14 protein-coding genes are annotated in these 14,189 nt (G+C 71.6%); 7 read left to right on the forward strand and 7 right to left on the reverse strand.

The genetic code is table 11. The annotated features are described in order from the left end of the window. The first annotated feature begins 4 nt into the window (after positions 1-4). From pqqB to pqqE, 4 genes are read left to right on the forward strand one after another with little or no spacing between them, the layout of a single operon-like run. Positions 5-910 carry a pyrroloquinoline quinone biosynthesis protein PqqB gene (gene pqqB / locus OG370_RS07290; RefSeq protein WP_328461798.1) on the forward strand — a complete coding sequence of 302 codons (906 nt, stop codon included), beginning with the start codon at positions 5-7 and terminating at the stop codon, positions 908-910. Then, positions 907-1,644 carry a pyrroloquinoline-quinone synthase PqqC gene (gene pqqC, locus OG370_RS07295; RefSeq protein ID WP_328461800.1) on the forward strand — a complete coding sequence of 246 codons (738 nt, stop codon included), beginning with the start codon at positions 907-909 and terminating at the stop codon, positions 1,642-1,644. The genes pqqB and pqqC overlap by 4 nt, the downstream gene beginning before the upstream one ends. Beyond that, positions 1,638-1,898 carry a pyrroloquinoline quinone biosynthesis peptide chaperone PqqD gene (gene pqqD, locus OG370_RS07300; RefSeq protein WP_328461802.1) on the forward strand — a complete coding sequence of 87 codons (261 nt, stop codon included), beginning with the start codon at positions 1,638-1,640 and terminating at the stop codon, positions 1,896-1,898. Before pqqC ends, pqqD begins: the two co-directional genes overlap by 7 nt. After that, positions 1,895-3,022 carry a pyrroloquinoline quinone biosynthesis protein PqqE gene (gene pqqE, locus OG370_RS07305; protein ID WP_328461804.1) on the forward strand — a complete coding sequence of 376 codons (1,128 nt, stop codon included), beginning with the start codon at positions 1,895-1,897 and terminating at the stop codon, positions 3,020-3,022. The genes pqqD and pqqE overlap by 4 nt, the downstream gene beginning before the upstream one ends. On the opposite strand, the gene OG370_RS07310 is transcribed toward pqqE, so the two are convergent. After that, entirely contained in the window at positions 2,959-3,657 is a 699-nt protein-coding gene (locus OG370_RS07310) for a TetR family transcriptional regulator (RefSeq protein ID WP_328461807.1), read from the reverse strand. The genes pqqE and OG370_RS07310 overlap by 64 nt on opposite strands. Before the next feature lie 72 nt (positions 3,658-3,729). Continuing rightward, positions 3,730-5,742 carry a sugar phosphate isomerase/epimerase and 4-hydroxyphenylpyruvate domain-containing protein gene (locus OG370_RS07315; RefSeq protein ID WP_328461809.1) on the reverse strand — a complete coding sequence of 671 codons (2,013 nt, stop codon included), beginning with the start codon at positions 5,740-5,742 and terminating at the stop codon, positions 3,730-3,732. Between the two features lie 215 nt (positions 5,743-5,957). Between OG370_RS07315 and OG370_RS07320 the strand changes: the two genes are divergently transcribed. After that, on the forward strand, positions 5,958-6,122 hold the full coding sequence (locus OG370_RS07320) for a hypothetical protein (protein ID WP_328461811.1): 165 nt from the start codon (positions 5,958-5,960) through the stop codon (positions 6,120-6,122). 127 nt (positions 6,123-6,249) lie between these two features. Here OG370_RS07320 and OG370_RS07325 read toward each other — a convergent pair whose 3' ends face one another. Beyond that, entirely contained in the window at positions 6,250-6,888 is a 639-nt protein-coding gene (locus OG370_RS07325) for a response regulator transcription factor (protein ID WP_328461813.1), read from the reverse strand. Then, a complete protein-coding gene (locus tag OG370_RS07330; RefSeq protein ID WP_328473865.1) occupies positions 6,885-8,105 on the reverse strand; it encodes a sensor histidine kinase in 1,221 nt (406 codons plus the stop codon). Before OG370_RS07330 ends, OG370_RS07325 begins: the two co-directional genes overlap by 4 nt. Before the next feature lie 252 nt (positions 8,106-8,357). Here OG370_RS07330 and OG370_RS07335 point away from each other — a divergent pair, with 252 nt between their 5' ends. Together OG370_RS07335 and OG370_RS07340 are read left to right on the forward strand one after the other, a co-directional pair. Then, entirely contained in the window at positions 8,358-9,446 is a 1,089-nt protein-coding gene (locus tag OG370_RS07335) for an ABC transporter permease (protein WP_328461815.1), read from the forward strand. Beyond that, a complete protein-coding gene (locus OG370_RS07340; protein ID WP_328461816.1) occupies positions 9,443-10,135 on the forward strand; it encodes an ABC transporter ATP-binding protein in 693 nt (230 codons plus the stop codon). Before OG370_RS07335 ends, OG370_RS07340 begins: the two co-directional genes overlap by 4 nt. A gap of 199 nt (positions 10,136-10,334) precedes the next feature. Here OG370_RS07340 and OG370_RS07345 read toward each other — a convergent pair whose 3' ends face one another. From OG370_RS07345 to OG370_RS07355, 3 genes are all read right to left on the reverse strand, one after another. Next, positions 10,335-12,758 carry a protein kinase domain-containing protein gene (locus OG370_RS07345; protein WP_328461818.1) on the reverse strand — a complete coding sequence of 808 codons (2,424 nt, stop codon included), beginning with the start codon at positions 12,756-12,758 and terminating at the stop codon, positions 10,335-10,337. After that, complete coding sequence (locus OG370_RS07350) at positions 12,694-13,683, reverse strand: patatin-like phospholipase family protein (protein ID WP_328461820.1); 990 nt, start codon at positions 13,681-13,683, stop codon at positions 12,694-12,696. The genes OG370_RS07345 and OG370_RS07350 overlap by 65 nt, the downstream gene beginning before the upstream one ends. A gap of 104 nt (positions 13,684-13,787) precedes the next feature. Then, on the reverse strand, positions 13,788-14,138 hold the full coding sequence (locus tag OG370_RS07355) for a hypothetical protein (RefSeq protein ID WP_328461822.1): 351 nt from the start codon (positions 14,136-14,138) through the stop codon (positions 13,788-13,790). Between the last annotated feature and the right edge of the window lie 51 nt (positions 14,139-14,189).

Below are 14,189 nucleotides of genomic sequence, written 5' to 3' on the forward strand. Positions count from 1 at the left end.
CGCCGTGCGACTGCGTGTCCTGGGGACCGCGGCCGGCGGCGGACTGCCTCAGTGGAACTGCGCGTGCCCCGGCTGCGCCGGGGCACGCGCCCACCCCGAGCTCCGCCGGCGCCACGCCTCCCTGGCTTTCAAGACCTCACCCGGCCGGTGGTACCTCGTCAACGCCACTCCCGACCTGGGAGAGCAGATCGAGGCCCACCCCGAACTCCATCCCGGGCCGGCCCGGCGCCACACCCCTCTCGCCGGCGTCGTCCTGACCGACGCCGAACTCGACCACACCCTCGGAATCGCCCGGCTTCGCGAAGGCGAGGCCGTCGAGATCTGGTCCTCCCCCACCACCTACCGTGCGGTGACCGACGGGCTGGGGCTGGACCGCGTCCTGTCCCCCTACACCGAACTGCGCCACCGGCCGATCGGCCCCCGACCGGTCCGAATGGACCCGGACCTGGCCGGAACCGTCGACGTCTCCGCCGTACCCGTCAGCAGCAAACGACCGCGCTACGCCCGGACCTTGGACCTCGACGGCCAGGACTGGGTGGTTGCCCTGCGCCTGCACGACACCGCCACCGGCCGCACTCTGCTGTACGCCCCGTCCGTGGCAGCGTGGACACCGGCTTTGGGCGACGCCGTCGCGGAAGCCGACTGCGTCATCCTCGACGGCACGTTCTGGGACGAGGACGAGCCCGGCCGCAACGGCATGAGCCCCGCCACCTCCACCGGCATGGGACACCTGCCGGTCACCGGGGCCGACGGGTCCGCCGTCCGTCTGGCCCGATCCGCGCGGGGCAGCGTCTACTACACCCACCTCAACAACACGAACCCCCTCAACGACCCCGCCTCCGAGGAGAACCGCGTGCTCGCCGAAGCCGGACTCCACGTGGCAGCGGAGGGAATGGTGATCGACCTGTGACCGCGCCCACCCTGCCGGACCTTTCCACCGGCGATCGGCTTCCCTGGCCCGAGCCGGAGTTCGAAGCGCGTCTGCGCGAACTCGCGACCAGCCGCTACCACGACCGCCACCCCTTCAACCAGCGCATGCACCAAGGCCGGCTCAGCCCGGACGAACTACGCCGCTGGATCGTCAACCGCTTCCACTACCAGCGCCACATCCCCGTCAAGGACGCCCTGATCCTGGCCAAACTCGACCGTCCGGACCTGCGCCGCGCCTGGCTGCGGCGCATCCAGGACCACGACGGACGCGAAGGAGACGACGGCGGCATCGAACGCTGGCTCCGCCTCGGCGAGGCTGCCGGCCTGGCCCGCGAAGACCTGTGGTCCGCCGAACACGTCCTGCCCGGCGTCCGCTTCGCCGTCCAGGGCTATGTCGACCTGTGCCGCAACCGGCCCGTGCTGGAGGCGGTCGCCTCCTCCCTCACCGAGCTGGTCGCCCCGACGATCATGGTCACCCGCATCGGTGCCTTCCAGGACCACTACTCCTGGATCGAGCCCGAGGGCCTGGCCTACTTCGAGCGCCGCGTCGACCAGGGCACCCGCGACGGACGCGAAGCTCTCGCCCTCGTCCTGTCCTGGGCGCGAACCCGCGGCCGGCAGCAGGCCGCCCTCGACGCCCTGGCCTACAAGTGCGAGGTCCTGTGGAGCCTGCTCGACGCCGTCGCCCTCGGCCCGGACGGATCGCCGTGCTGAGTACCTGGAACCCGTCCCTCGCCCGCCACGTCCGCCTGCGCCACGACCCGGTGCGAGACGCCGACCTGCTGCTCCTGCCCGAGCGGGTCGTGGTGCTGCGAGGCAGCGCCGCCGAGATCCTGCGGCTGTGCGACGGCATCCGCAGCGTCGACGTGATCGTGGGCGAACTCAGCGCCGCGCACCCCGACGCCCCCATCGACCGCGAGGTCCCCGCCTTCCTGGAGCGGGTCCGCATCCGAGGATGGCTGACATGACTCCCGTGCCCCCGCCCTGGGCGCTGCTGGCCGAACTGACCCATGCCTGCCCGCTCCAGTGCGGGTACTGCTCCAACCCCCTGCAACTCGTCCGCCCGCACTCGGAGCTGACCACTGATCAGTGGTGCCGGGTGATGGGCGAGGCCGGTGCCATGGGCGTCGTCCAGGCCCACCTCTCCGGCGGCGAGCCGCTGCTGCGCCCCGATCTGGTACCGATCGCCCGGGCCGCCGGCGAGGCCGGCATCTACACCCAGCTGGTCACCAGCGGCGTCGGGCTGACCGAGCGGCGGCTGAGCGAGCTCACCGCTGTCGGCCTGGGCTGCGTGCAACTGTCCGTGCAGCATCCCGACGCGGACGCCAACGACTCCATCGCGGGGCGTCGTGCCTTCACGGAGAAGCAGGCCGCGGCCGCGGTCATCCGCGCCGCCGGCCTCCCCTTCGGCCTCAACGTCGTCCTGCACCGCCGGAACATCGAAGCCCTCGACCGCATCATCGAACTCGCCCTGGAGTGGGGAGCCGACCGGGTGGAGCTGGCCAACGCCCAGTTCTACGGCTGGGCGCAGCTCAACCGCCGCACACTGCTGCCCACCGTGGCGCAGTTGCGCCGGGCAGCCGCTCAGGTCGACGCCTGGCGTAACCGGCTCGGGTCCCGGCTCGAACTGGTGTGGGTGGTGCCGGACTACCTCGACGGCACGCCCAAACCGTGCATGGGCGGCTGGGGCGCGGTCTCGATGACGGTCGCCCCGGACGGAACGGTCCTGCCCTGCCCCGCGGCCGCGTCCATCACCACGCTGACGTTCGACAACGTCCGGGAGCTGGCCCTGGCGGACATCTGGAACCGCTCGCCCGCGTTCACCGCCTACCGCGGCACGGACTGGCTGCCGTCGCCGTGCCGGAGCTGTCCACGCAAGGAGGAGGACTTCGGCGGATGCCGCTGCCAGGCCTTCGCACTGACCGCGGATGCCGGGCGGACCGATCCGGCCTGCTCCCTCTCCCCCGACCACGGCCTTCTCCGCGAGGTGCTCCACGACACCGGCGACGAGGCGCCGGTGCCACGCTCCTACCGCAACGTCCCTGCTCCGGTCGTCGCCACCGGCTCCGCGGAGGGAGCGGACGTCAGGTAGGCGACGACCATGTCCCCGAGCAGAGTGCTGTGGTGCTCCCGCAGCGCCGGCGCCGCGAGGTCCCGGCCGAACAGGGCGGCGAAGGTGTGCCGGTTGGCGACGCGGAAGAAGCAGAAGCTGCTGATCATCGCGTGCACGTCCACCGCGTCCGCGTCCTTGCGGAACACGCCGGACGCGCAACCGGCCTCCAGGATGCGTTCCACCACCGTCAGAGCCGGCGAGTTGGACGCGGCGAACTCCGGGACGGCCTGCATGTGGGCAGCCTCGTAGATGTTCTCCAGCGCCACCAGACGGACGAAGTCCTCGTTGTCCTCGTGGTGCTGCATCGTGAGCGCGGCGAGCCGGCGAATCGCGGCCTCGGGATCGAGGTGCTCGATGTCGAGGTTGCTCTCGGCCATGCGGATCTGCTCGTACGCGGTCTCCAGGACCTTCACGAACAGCGCTTCTTTGCTGCCGAAGTAGTAGTAGATCATCCGCTTGGTGGTGCGGGTCTGCGCGGCGATCTCGTCCACACGGGCCCCGTGGAAGCCGAGTCTGGCGAACTCCCGGCGAGCCACTCGCAGAATCTCCGCCTGGGTGCCTGCCGGGTCTCGGGTACGTCGCGGCCGGGGGCTGTCAGCATCGACGGCAGGCATGCGGCTCCAAAACTCGATCGGGGGAATACCCGCGGAAAGCGCGGCCAGTTTAGACGGCGGCAGCGCCGGCGTTCAGCCGGTGTGCTGGACAGCCAGGCGCACCGGCGCGTTGACGGCGCCGAAACCCCGGTAGTCGGACACCCGCTCCAGCAACTCGATACAGACCCGGCCGACCGAAGCCGTATAGCAGTGCAGCAGTTCTCCTCCCTCGTCACGGTCGTACAGCAGCCGCAGGTCGCGCAGTTCGCCCAGCACCGCCTCGTCCAGGTCGAACCGTGCGGCGAGATCGGCGTAGTAGTTCTCGGGAATCCGCAGGAAGACGACACCACGGGCCCTGGCATCACGGACTGCCGCCCGCACGTCCCGACAGGCCAGGGCGACGTGCTGGTCGGCCGCGACGTGCTGGTCAGGTGCGGGGGCGACGTTGAGCGCGATACGGACGCCTTGCTGCTCCCGCCGGCCGGCGCTGGTCATGGCGCGGCTGCGGAAGAGACCGTGCGGGTCGGCCAGGTCGAACTGCGGGTGGACGGCCAGCCCCAGGACGGCACGGTGGAACAGGACGGCTTCGTCGAAGCGGTGCCATGGCTGGGTCAGCGCCAGATGGTCGATACCGATGATCTGCGGGGGCGATTCCCCGGCCGCGGCTGAGGCGTCCGTGCTCGGGGCGCTGTGGCGCGGCGGCGGGAAGTCCGCGATCCAGCTCCCGAGGTCGGAGCGGTCGGTGGTGCACAGGAAGATCTGGGTACCGTCAGGGGCTTCCACGCAGGGGACCTCGCTTTCGCCGGGTGCCTGCCGGCGCAATGCCGCGGGGACCTTGAGGGCCTCGGCACGAGCGGCAAGGGACTGCGGCTGTGGCGTCTCCAGCCCGATTGCGGCCACGGCGGCGCCGTCCCGGCGCCGGTACCCGGCGGTGTTCAGCAAGATCCGGGCCCGGCCCCGTTCCCACAAGTCCACCGGCTTGTCCCGGTGCCGGCCGGCGCGGGTGAACCCGAGCCCCCTCATCAGACCGACCAACGGCTCGGGGTCCGCCGCCGCGAGTTCGGCGAAGCAGACCTCGTGCGGCGGCGCGGCCGCGGGCAGGGTCCCGGGACGAACCTGGTCCTCCAGGGCCAGCAGCGAACGCATGGCGTCGACGGCCGTACTGGTGGTGTCGGCCTGCCGGAAGACGTCGTTGAAGACCTCCAGGGACCACGGTCCGCGGTAGCCGGCTTCGAGGACCCGTGTCATGAACCCGGTCAGGTCGAAGTCGCCCTGTCCGGGGAAGGATCGCCAGTGGCGGCTCCACTGCAGCATGTCCACGCCGATGTGGGGCGCGTCGGCGAGTTGGAGGAAGAACATCTTCTCGCCCGGAACCGAGGCGAGCAGCGCCGGGTCGGTGCCGCGAGCCAGGATGTGGAAGCTGTCCAGACACAGGCCCAAAGCGGGATGGTCGCAGCTTTTGACGATTCGCCAGGCGTGATCGACGGTGTTCACGTGGTGGCCCCAGGCCAGGGCCTCGTAAGCCAGACGGACACCGGCCTGCTGCGCACGGTCGGCCATCCGGACCAGCTGTTCGGCGATCAGCGAATCGTCGGCGATGCTGTCCCGGCCGACGTTGGAGCACACCAGCAGCAGATCCGTGCCGAGTTGCCGCATGACCGCCAACTTCGCGTCCAGGCGGTGCAGCACGCGCTCGAACACCGGCGGGGTGAGCCCTTCGGCATCCCGGAACGGCTGATAGAGATCGATCCCCAGACCGAGGTCGGCGCAGCGTTCCCGAACCTGCGCCGGGCCCAACGGCGTGGAGACCAGGTCCGGTTCGAAGAGCTCCACAGCGTCGAACCCCGCCGCGGCGGCTGCCGCCAGCTTCGCCGGGAGCGTCCCGCTCAGGCATACAGTCGCTAGGGTTCGGCGCATCGTCCCACTCCGATCGCACGAATGAACTATCTGGTTAATACATACTGCGTCGGTGAGCCTGCGGGCAACCGTCGCACCAGGAACCGTCGCAGTGAGCGCGACGGTGCCGCCGACCATCGCCGGCTTGTACGTCGCGACGTACTCCCCCGGTTGCCGCGCGAACAGCGATCCCGGTGCCTCGACGAGCATTCGACACGCTCGACCCGCCTGTGCCAACACCGGGTCGGCGAGACCAGCGGCGGTAGTCTCGCTCTTCGCCCCTGCCGCTCCGGGCAGGTCCGGGAGACGGTCCAGCGCGCCGCCGACGCCGTGACGAGGGGGACGAAGGAGGAGCCGGCGGCGACCGTCGAGGCCGCCGTCGTGCGGGGGTGCCGGCCGCGAGACGCCTGTTGGAGCGTGATCACATGACCGCCCCCACCCGCGACCCGTACCCGACGTACGCGGCCATGCGCTCCGCGTACCCGGTCCAGGCCGTGCCCGCCGGCTCGGACGGGGAAGCCGGTTCGGACCGGGAGGCCGGTTCGGACGGGAAGCGGTCGACCGGTTGGAGTGGCGCCGCACCCGCCTGATGCGCGGACTGGTGTCCCTCCCCGTCCGGACCGGCTGACACGGTGAGGCGATGACGCGGTGAGGCAGTGAGGCAGTGAGGCGTCAAGTCACCGAGGCGTTGAGGCAGGCGCTGGAGTGCCGCGCTCGCTACCGCCTGCGGATGAGGCCGAGTTCGGTCGCGGTGGCGACGGCGGCGGTGCGGGAGTCGACGTCGAGCTTGGCGTAGATGTGCGCCAGGTGGGACTTGACGGTTCCTTCCGTGAGGTGGAGCCGGTCGCCGACGGCCCCGTTGGACAGGCCCTTGGCGACCAGGGCCAGGACTTCGGTCTCGCGCCGGGTCAGAGTGGCACCGGGGGTGCGCAGCCGGTGCATCAGGCGGTCCGCGACGGTGGCCGCCAGGGTGGTACGGCCCGCGGCGGCCGTGCGTACGGCGGCGGCCAGCTCCTCGGGCGGGGCGTCCTTGAGCAGGTAGCCGGTCGCGCCGGCCTCGATGGCGGGCAGAGTGTCGGCGTCGGTGTCGTAGGTGGTGACGACCAGCACGCGGGGCGCGCCGGGGCGGGCGGTGATGGCGGCGGTGGCCTCGGCGCCGTTCATCCCCTTGCCGAACTGGAGGTCCATGAGGACGACGTCGATGTCTCCTCGGACGGCGCGGGTGACGGCCTCCTCGGCGGTGGCGGCTTCGGCCACCACGACGAGGCCGGGTTCGGTCTCCAGCACGGCGCGGAGCCCCGCCCGTACGACGGGGTGGTCGTCGGCCAGGAGCAGGCGGATGGGGCGGTCGGTCACGAGCGGGCCTCGGCTGCGGGTGCGAGCGGAAGGCGGGCGGCCACGGAAGCGCCGTGGCCGGGAGCGGACTCGACGGCGAGGGCGCCGCCGAGGGCGTGCACGCGGGCCCGCATCGCCGCCAGCCCGAACCCTCCGGCCTCCGGGTCCTGGACGGGCAGCCGCCCGGGGTCGAAACCGTGCCCGTCGTCGACGACGTCCACGGCGATGCGGTCGTCCAGGTAGCTGAGGGTGACCTCGGCGGTGGTGGCCGCGGCGTGGCGGACGGTGTTGGCGAGGGCGGACTGGGCGATGCGCAGCAGGGCGACCTCGTGCGCGGTCGGCAGCGTCACGGGGTCGCCGACGAGCTGGAAGCGCGCGGTGAGCTGGTGCCGGGTGCTGGTGGCGGTGCACAGGCGTTCCAGGGCGCAGGCGAGGGTGGTGCCCTCCAGAGCGGGCGGGGCGAGGGCGACGACGAAACGCCGCGCCTCGGCGAGGTTGTCCACGGCGGCGTTCCGTGCCTGGTCGACGTAGCGCGCGGCGGTGTCCGGCCGGTGCGGCAGGGCCCGTTCCGCGGCGCGCAGCAGCAACTGGATGCTGGACAGGCCCTGGGCGAGGGTGTCGTGGATCTCGCGGGCCAGGCGCTCGCGTTCGGCCAGCACACCGGCGGCGTGCTGCGCGGCGGCCAGGTCGGCACGGGTGGCGGTGAGCTCTTCGACCAGGCGCCTGCGGTGTTCGCTCTCGCGGTACAGGGCCTGGTAGCCCCAGACCACTGCCACCGCCACGGCGGCGCCGAGGGCCGGTCCGATCGCCATGGCCGCGCTGAAGGAGCCCTGGTGTGCGGAGAAGCCGGCGATGGCCAGTACCGCGGTGGCCGCGACCGCGGCGAGTCCGGCGCGGCGGGGCAGCAGGTGGAGCTGGAGGAAGTACAGCGGGAACGCCAGCCACACCCCGTCGGAGGACAGGGCCAGCAGCACCAGCCAGACGGCGCCCATCGCGGCCAGCCACAGTGCGGCGGCCCGGCGCGAGCTGTGCACCCGGGGCAGCACGGGTCCGGCCGCGTACGTCACGGCGCACGCCGCGGCCGCCGCGATGACCGCTCCGGCGTGCGGGCGGTGGTCGATCACGGCCTGGCCGGCGGCCAGGGCGAGCAGGGCGACGACCAGCAGATGCAGGCACCAGGCCAGGGCGCGGGTGGTCGGGGTCAAGGCGGGGGCGGTGACGTTCGCGGGGGCGGTGATGTTCACAGTCCCTCCAGGCTAAGCAGACGCGGCCGCTCCCGGCCTCCGTCGAAAGTTACAGACCGGGTGCGGCCTTTCGGTGCGCCAAGTGCTGCCCTGGGCCAGATGCCCGGGTGCGGTCCTGACGGCGACGGTGGAGGCGCACACCGCGTCCACCCCGCCGGCGGCGGCACACCGCGTCCACCCGCCCGGCGAACGTGACGCACCTCGCTTCCACCGCCGCGGCACCCCATGAAAAGGCAGGCCCCAGCCGTGTTCGTCGCCTGGAGAGACCTCAGGTTCGCCAAGGGGCGCTTTGCCCTGATGGGGGCCGTCATCGTGCTGATCACCCTGCTGGTCGGGCTGCTGTCGGGGCTGACCGCCGGGCTGGGCCGGCAGAACATCTCCGCGATCACCGGCCTGCCCGCGGACCGGATCGCCTTCGGCGTGCCGGCCACGGGCGAAGCGCTGTCGTACGCCGACTCCACCGTCACGGAGGAGCAGTGGCGGCGGTGGGCCGGGACGCCCGGCGTGAGCAGCGCGGAACCGCTGGGCATCACCACCACCAGGGCGACCGCGGGCGACCGGAGCACCGGGGTGTCGGCCTTCGGGGTACGGCCGCGCTCCCCGCTGGCCCCCGACAGCGACGAGATCGACGACCACGCGGTGGTCCTGTCCACGGCCGCCGCCGACCACCTCGGCGTCTCCACGGGCGACAGCATCGCCCTCGCCGGCCGGCAGGTCACCGTCGCGGCGGTGCGCGGGAACGCCTCCTTCAGCCACGTCCCCGTCCTGTGGACCAGCCTCGACACCTGGCGGAAGGCCGCACCCCCAACGGGCAGGGCCGGCGGGCCGACCGCCACGGTCATCGCGTTGACGACCTCTCCCGGTGTCGACGTGAAGGCGGCCGACGCGGCCGCGGGCACGAGGACGGTCGGCAAGGACGACTCGCTGTCCGCGATCGGCTCCTACACCTCCGAGAACGGCTCCCTGCAGCTGATGCGCGGCTTCCTGTTCGCGATCTCCGCGCTGGTCATCGGCGCCTTCTTCACCGTGTGGACCATCCAGCGCAGCGGAGACGTCGCGGTCCTCAAGGCGCTGGGCGCGTCCACCGCCGGCCTGCTCGGGGACGCCCTCGGACAGGCCCTGGTCCTGCTGGTCGGCGGCACCCTGGCAGGCACCGGTATCGCCGCCGGCGTCGGCGCCCTCGTGGCCGGCTCGGCCGTGCCCTTCCTCCTCGAACCCGCCACCGTCCTGGTCCCGGCCGCCGTGATGATCGCGCTCGGCGCGCTCGGCGCCGCCCTGTCCGTCCGGCGCATCACCTCCGTCGACCCGCTGACCGCCCTGGGGAGCGCCCGATGAGCCTCGACGTCACCGGCGTCACCCTCACCTACCCCGACGGAGGGTCACGCCTGACCGCCCTCGACCAGGTCACCCTTCAGGTCCCCAAGGGCACGCTGACCGCCGTCATCGGCCCCTCCGGCAGCGGGAAGTCCAGCCTCCTCGCGGTGGCCGCGACCCTCGTCACCCCCGACGCCGGCACCGTCACGATCGACGGCACGCCCACCGAGGCCCTGACCCGCGGCGAACTCGCCGGCCTGCGCCGCCGCAGGATCGGCATCGTCTTCCAGCAGCCCAACCTCCTGCCCGCCCTCACCGCCGCCGAACAGCTCCAGGTCATGGCGCGGATCGACGGCCGCCGGCCCCGTACGGCCAGGAACCGGGCCATGGACCTGCTCGATGCCGTCGGTCTGGCCGACCAGGCCGCACGCCGCCCCCACCAGCTCTCCGGCGGCCAGCGCCAGCGCGTCAACATCGCCCGCGCCCTGATGAACGACCCCACCGTGCTCCTGGTCGACGAACCCACCAGCGCCCTCGACCAGGAACGCGGCGCCGCCGTCATCGACCTGATCGCCCGCCTCACCCGCCACCGGTCCACCGCGACCGTCCTGGTCACCCACGACCACGCCCACCTGACCGCGGCCGACCGGATCGCCGAAATCCACGACGGCCGCCTCCGCCCCCCGGCCACGCCCGATCAACCAAGGTGAACCGCCGCGCCCGGTCTCACGGTTGGGTGGGGGTGGCGTCGGTGAGACCGGTTTGGGCGCGGGCCAGGAGGTCGGCCAGTTTCCGGGCCGCCGTTCCGGGATCGTCCGCGTCGGCCACCGCCTTCCTGGTGCGCGTTCGGCTTGTGCGCCGCTGCCGGGTACGGCGACGGCGGGGTGGGGCGCCGGAGCTGGGGAGGGCTCAGGGAGGAGGTGGTGGCGGCGTTGGCGGCGCTGCTGGTGGGGGCGGGAGGGCGGTGGCTCTTGCCACGCGTTCGGCGGCCAGGTGGGTGCGGACGATCGCCACGCGGATCATCGGGCCGCCGGTGCCGGTCTTGATCACGTAGAAGACGAAGATGTTGGTCGCCGCGGCGCCCAGCGCGTAGACGTAGGTGTCCTCCAGGACGTGCGTGTAGAGGAGGACACCGATGGTCAGGACGGCCGTGGCGTAGAAGAGCGAGGTGGGCGCCCACTGGGTGAAGGAGGACAGCCCCGTGATTTTGCTGTCGTCGGTGGGGACGGTACTGAGTTTGAGGCGCCGGGAGCGGGCAATCACTGTACGGGCGAAGAAAAGCGTCGTGTAGTTCGTCAGGCAGAGCGACAACTGGCCGATCGCCGAGTTGATCGGCCACCATCGCGGTTCGACCAGCGTGCACGCCAGCACGAGTCCGCACGGCAGCAAGGCCATCATGCGCATCACCGCCTCGGTGGCCAGGGCCAGCCAGCTCATCGCGCCGGCCCGGCGACCGACCACCAGGGGCGTCAGGCCCGAGGAGATGATCTCGTAGTACTTCGGCGCCGCCAGCGCGTAGGAGAAGCCGACGATCCGTGCCGGGAGGTTCGCCCGCCAGTCGGGGACGTGGTAGTCGCCGCGCCGCCACGCGTCGACGACGGGCAGCCCAGTGGGGTCGTGGGTGAGGTGCTGCACCAGCTCGACGGTACGGTTCCCCCAGCCGAGGTTCAGGTCCCGCAACAGCCAGGTGATGACGACCGTGTTGGTGACCGCCCACACCACGGCGGCGACGAAGGACCAGGCCAGCAGCCAGTTGGAGAACAGGCCGCGGTTGGCGGCGGGACGCGCGCTCTGCTGCCTGCGCATGCGCCACAGCCGCCACTCCCGGCCCGGGTCCCCGGCCAGCGGGCGGAGCAGTTCGCGTGACATCCGCCAACCCGACTCGACCCGCAGCGTGTCGGCTCCTCGCTCTGCTGCTTGCGCCATCTCGAACTCGGCCAGGAAGCTGTTCTTGAGTTCGGTGAACGAGAACGTCGTCCCCGGGCCCGCGGGGAAGATGAGTAATCGGCGGGCGGGATCGGCGTCGATCAGATCCTCGACGAAGCGCGCCAGCAGCATCGCCCGCATGTAGAAGATGTCCGGTACCACGCCGTCGGTGCTCGTCCGGCCGCAGCCGATCAGGACGAGCAGTTGGCCGACCGAGTACAGGTCGGCCCGCCCGATCTCGCTGTCACCCGCCCTGACCTCCGGCGCGATGTACGAGGAGTCCGCGCCCGTCGTCCCGGTGACGGTGTGCGTGTAGAGATAGTTGCGCCCGAGATCGATGAGTTTGAAGGTGTCGTCCGTGTCGGACACGATGATGTTGGACGGCGACAGGTCCGCGTGCACGCCCGTGAACCGGTCGGGCAACGGGTCGGCCCGCGCGACACTCTGCAGTTCCTCCATCGCCTCGAACAGGCGTAGGCCGCGCGCCTTGAGCCGGTCCAGCCGCAGCGACCGTAACTCCTCACCGTCCGCCGCCTCTTGCGCCTGCTCCTCCCTGACAGTCTCCGCGAGGGTCTTCCCCGCGACGAAGTCCATCAGTATCCAGCTGTCGAAGCTGGCCCAGACGTGCACCAGGTGCCGGGCGCCGGCGGCCGAGGTTCCGTACCGCTGGGCGTACTCGCGGGTGGCATGCGCGATGGTCTGGAACTTGGTGAAGGGGTAGATGATCAGCTTGAGGGCGAACGGGGAGCGGTTCCCGTGCACGGCCCGGGAGGTCACGCCGCGCAGGATCAGCGAGGTGCTGCCGTGCCGGTGGAAGCTCAGCGGCTCGTGCTCCACGGCGCCCCACTCCTGCTCCGCCGGCCCGGCCGCCGCGGAGCGGCGCCCCCCGGTCGGGGGGTCCGGCCGGTAGACCTCCGCAATGGCCCTTGCCACGGCGGGCTCGGTGACCAGGGCACCGCAGGTGTCCGCGCAGTCGTGGGTCAGCGCGCGGCCCTGCTGGGCGGGCACCGTGGAGGCATGCGGCACGGAGCGCTGCGCCTCTGACTCGGCGAGGCTGAGCAGGGTGACCAGCAGCAGGCCGGTGAAGCCGAAGAGCCCGGCCAATCTCGCCCGGCATTCGTCGCTCTGTGCACGGTAGCCGCGGCACCAGTCCGACAGGGCGGTGATGAGGGCCGCCCTCCCGGCGAGCCCGAAGCGGTCGTCGAACGAACGCTCGTCCAGCGGGATCTCCTGGAGCAGGCGGCGCCAGGAGCGGAGCCGCCGGTTCCGGTCCCTGGACGTCTCCGGCCGGCCGGTGTCGGTCAGGCCCAGCAGTGCGACCGGGCCCGCGGTCTGCGCGTCGCTATACGCCGTCACGTCCCTGATTGCCAGGATCAGTTGGTCCAGCGTCACGCTCTGAGTGGTCATCAGTGGAGTCCACTATCGTCAATCTGGGCATGGCCCGGACGCTTCCCTGGCGGATGAGTTCGACCGGCCGCCCCTCCGTCGCGCAGAACGCCACTTCGTAGGCGGTCCGCGCATTCTCCAGCAGGAGGTGCTTGTCCAGTTCGTGGCGCTTCAGTTCGGTCATCCACGGCAGCGGCGCCAGATCGAGCACATGGGGCGCGTCCTGCGTAGGAGCGGTGCGCACGCGGTGGAGCCAGTCCTGGTCCCGGTGCTTTTGGCGGATCGCGGTCAGATAGCCCCGGCCCAGACCCCGCCTGATGCGTTCGAGGTACAGGTAGGTGTAGCGGTGCAGGAGCGAGAAGCCGCTGCTCGCCGGGCGCATCGGCCGCGTACTGAGGGAGAGGACGTGGGTGCAGCCGTCCTTGACCGCCAGCCGGAACGGAAGCGCGGTGAGAACTCCGCCGTCCAGCGTGCGGCGCCCGTCGGCCATCTGAACCGTGCCGGGAAGGGCGATGGGCAGCCACGCGGAGGCGCGCAGCGCGGCTTTGAGCTCCGCGCGGGTGGAGAAGTCCCGCAGGGGTACGGTCTTGAGGGCATCGACATCCGTGACCGGGACGACCAGGGGGATGTCCGAACGGAGCACCGCCTCGTAGTCCAGCGGCTTCAGCTGCTCCATCACGTGGTCGAAGGCGTAGTCCAGGCCCAGGATCGGCAGCCGCCGGAAGACCCGGGCGAAGTCCACGAAGTGCTTGGTCGTCAGATCGTCGTAGTAGATGGACAGCGGGTACCAGGTCTCGCCGGCGAGGAAGTACGCGGCGTTGATCCCGCCCGAGGAGCAGCCGTAGACCGTGTCGAAGGCGTTCTTGAAGCCGTAGTCCTCGAGTTGGGTGAGCATGGCTGCCGAGATGACGCCACGCATGCCGCCGCCCTCGATGGCGAGCGCCACCTTCGCACCGTCGCTCCGGTGCCCGGGCAGGCTGCCCTCGGCTCGGCGGGCCCGTAAGACCTCGAGGACAGGGTGGGCAGGGTCCCAGTAGCCGCTCTCGCTCCCTACGTCACCGCTTCGCATGATCCCCCATCGGGTCGGGTTGCCGCAGCAGGCACCGCACCGCATCGTGCTTTGCCTGTTGCTGCACTGTGCCAGACGCGGTCTTTCGCTGTCCCGGTTCCCCCGAATCTGCGGTGTGGGGGCAGGGCCTCGGTGGCTACGGTGTCGGCGAGGTTGTAGTCGCAGAGGTTGACGGTCCAGTTGGCCGCGGTGACGAGGTAGGCGGGGCCGCCTTTCCAGGCGGTGGCGTTGCGGAGGGCGTCGTTGCGTGCGGTGGTGCCGTAGAGAGCGAGGGTGGCGCAGTGGGGGGCGTGGTCGACTTTGCTGCCGGTGGTGCAGGTGAGGTCGCCCATGCCGTCGGTCTTCTGGTTCGTGCAGCCGACGGACTCGTCGAGGTTGTGGGC

This window comes from Streptomyces sp. NBC_00448 (assembly GCF_036014115.1).
In the GTDB taxonomy this organism is placed as follows: domain Bacteria; phylum Actinomycetota; class Actinomycetes; order Streptomycetales; family Streptomycetaceae; genus Actinacidiphila.

Bases quoted from the DNA above. Each gene is read 5' to 3' on its own strand.
- OG370_RS07315 (WP_328461809.1), bottom strand. From the start codon at position 5,742: ATGCTCGTCGAGGCACCGGGATCGCTGTTCGCGCGGCAACCGGGGGAG.
- pqqE (WP_328461804.1), top strand. From the start codon at position 1,895: ATGACTCCCGTGCCCCCGCCCTGGGCGCTGCTGGCCGAACTGACCCAT.
- OG370_RS07310 (WP_328461807.1), bottom strand. From the start codon at position 3,657: ATGCCTGCCGTCGATGCTGACAGCCCCCGGCCGCGACGTACCCGAGAC.
- OG370_RS07345 (WP_328461818.1), bottom strand. From the start codon at position 12,758: ATGACCACTCAGAGCGTGACGCTGGACCAACTGATCCTGGCAATCAGG.
- OG370_RS07320 (WP_328461811.1), top strand. From the start codon at position 5,958: ATGACCGCCCCCACCCGCGACCCGTACCCGACGTACGCGGCCATGCGC.
- OG370_RS07340 (WP_328461816.1), top strand. From the start codon at position 9,443: ATGAGCCTCGACGTCACCGGCGTCACCCTCACCTACCCCGACGGAGGG.
- OG370_RS07355 (WP_328461822.1), bottom strand. From the start codon at position 14,138: ATGGGCGACCTCACCTGCACCACCGGCAGCAAAGTCGACCACGCCCCC.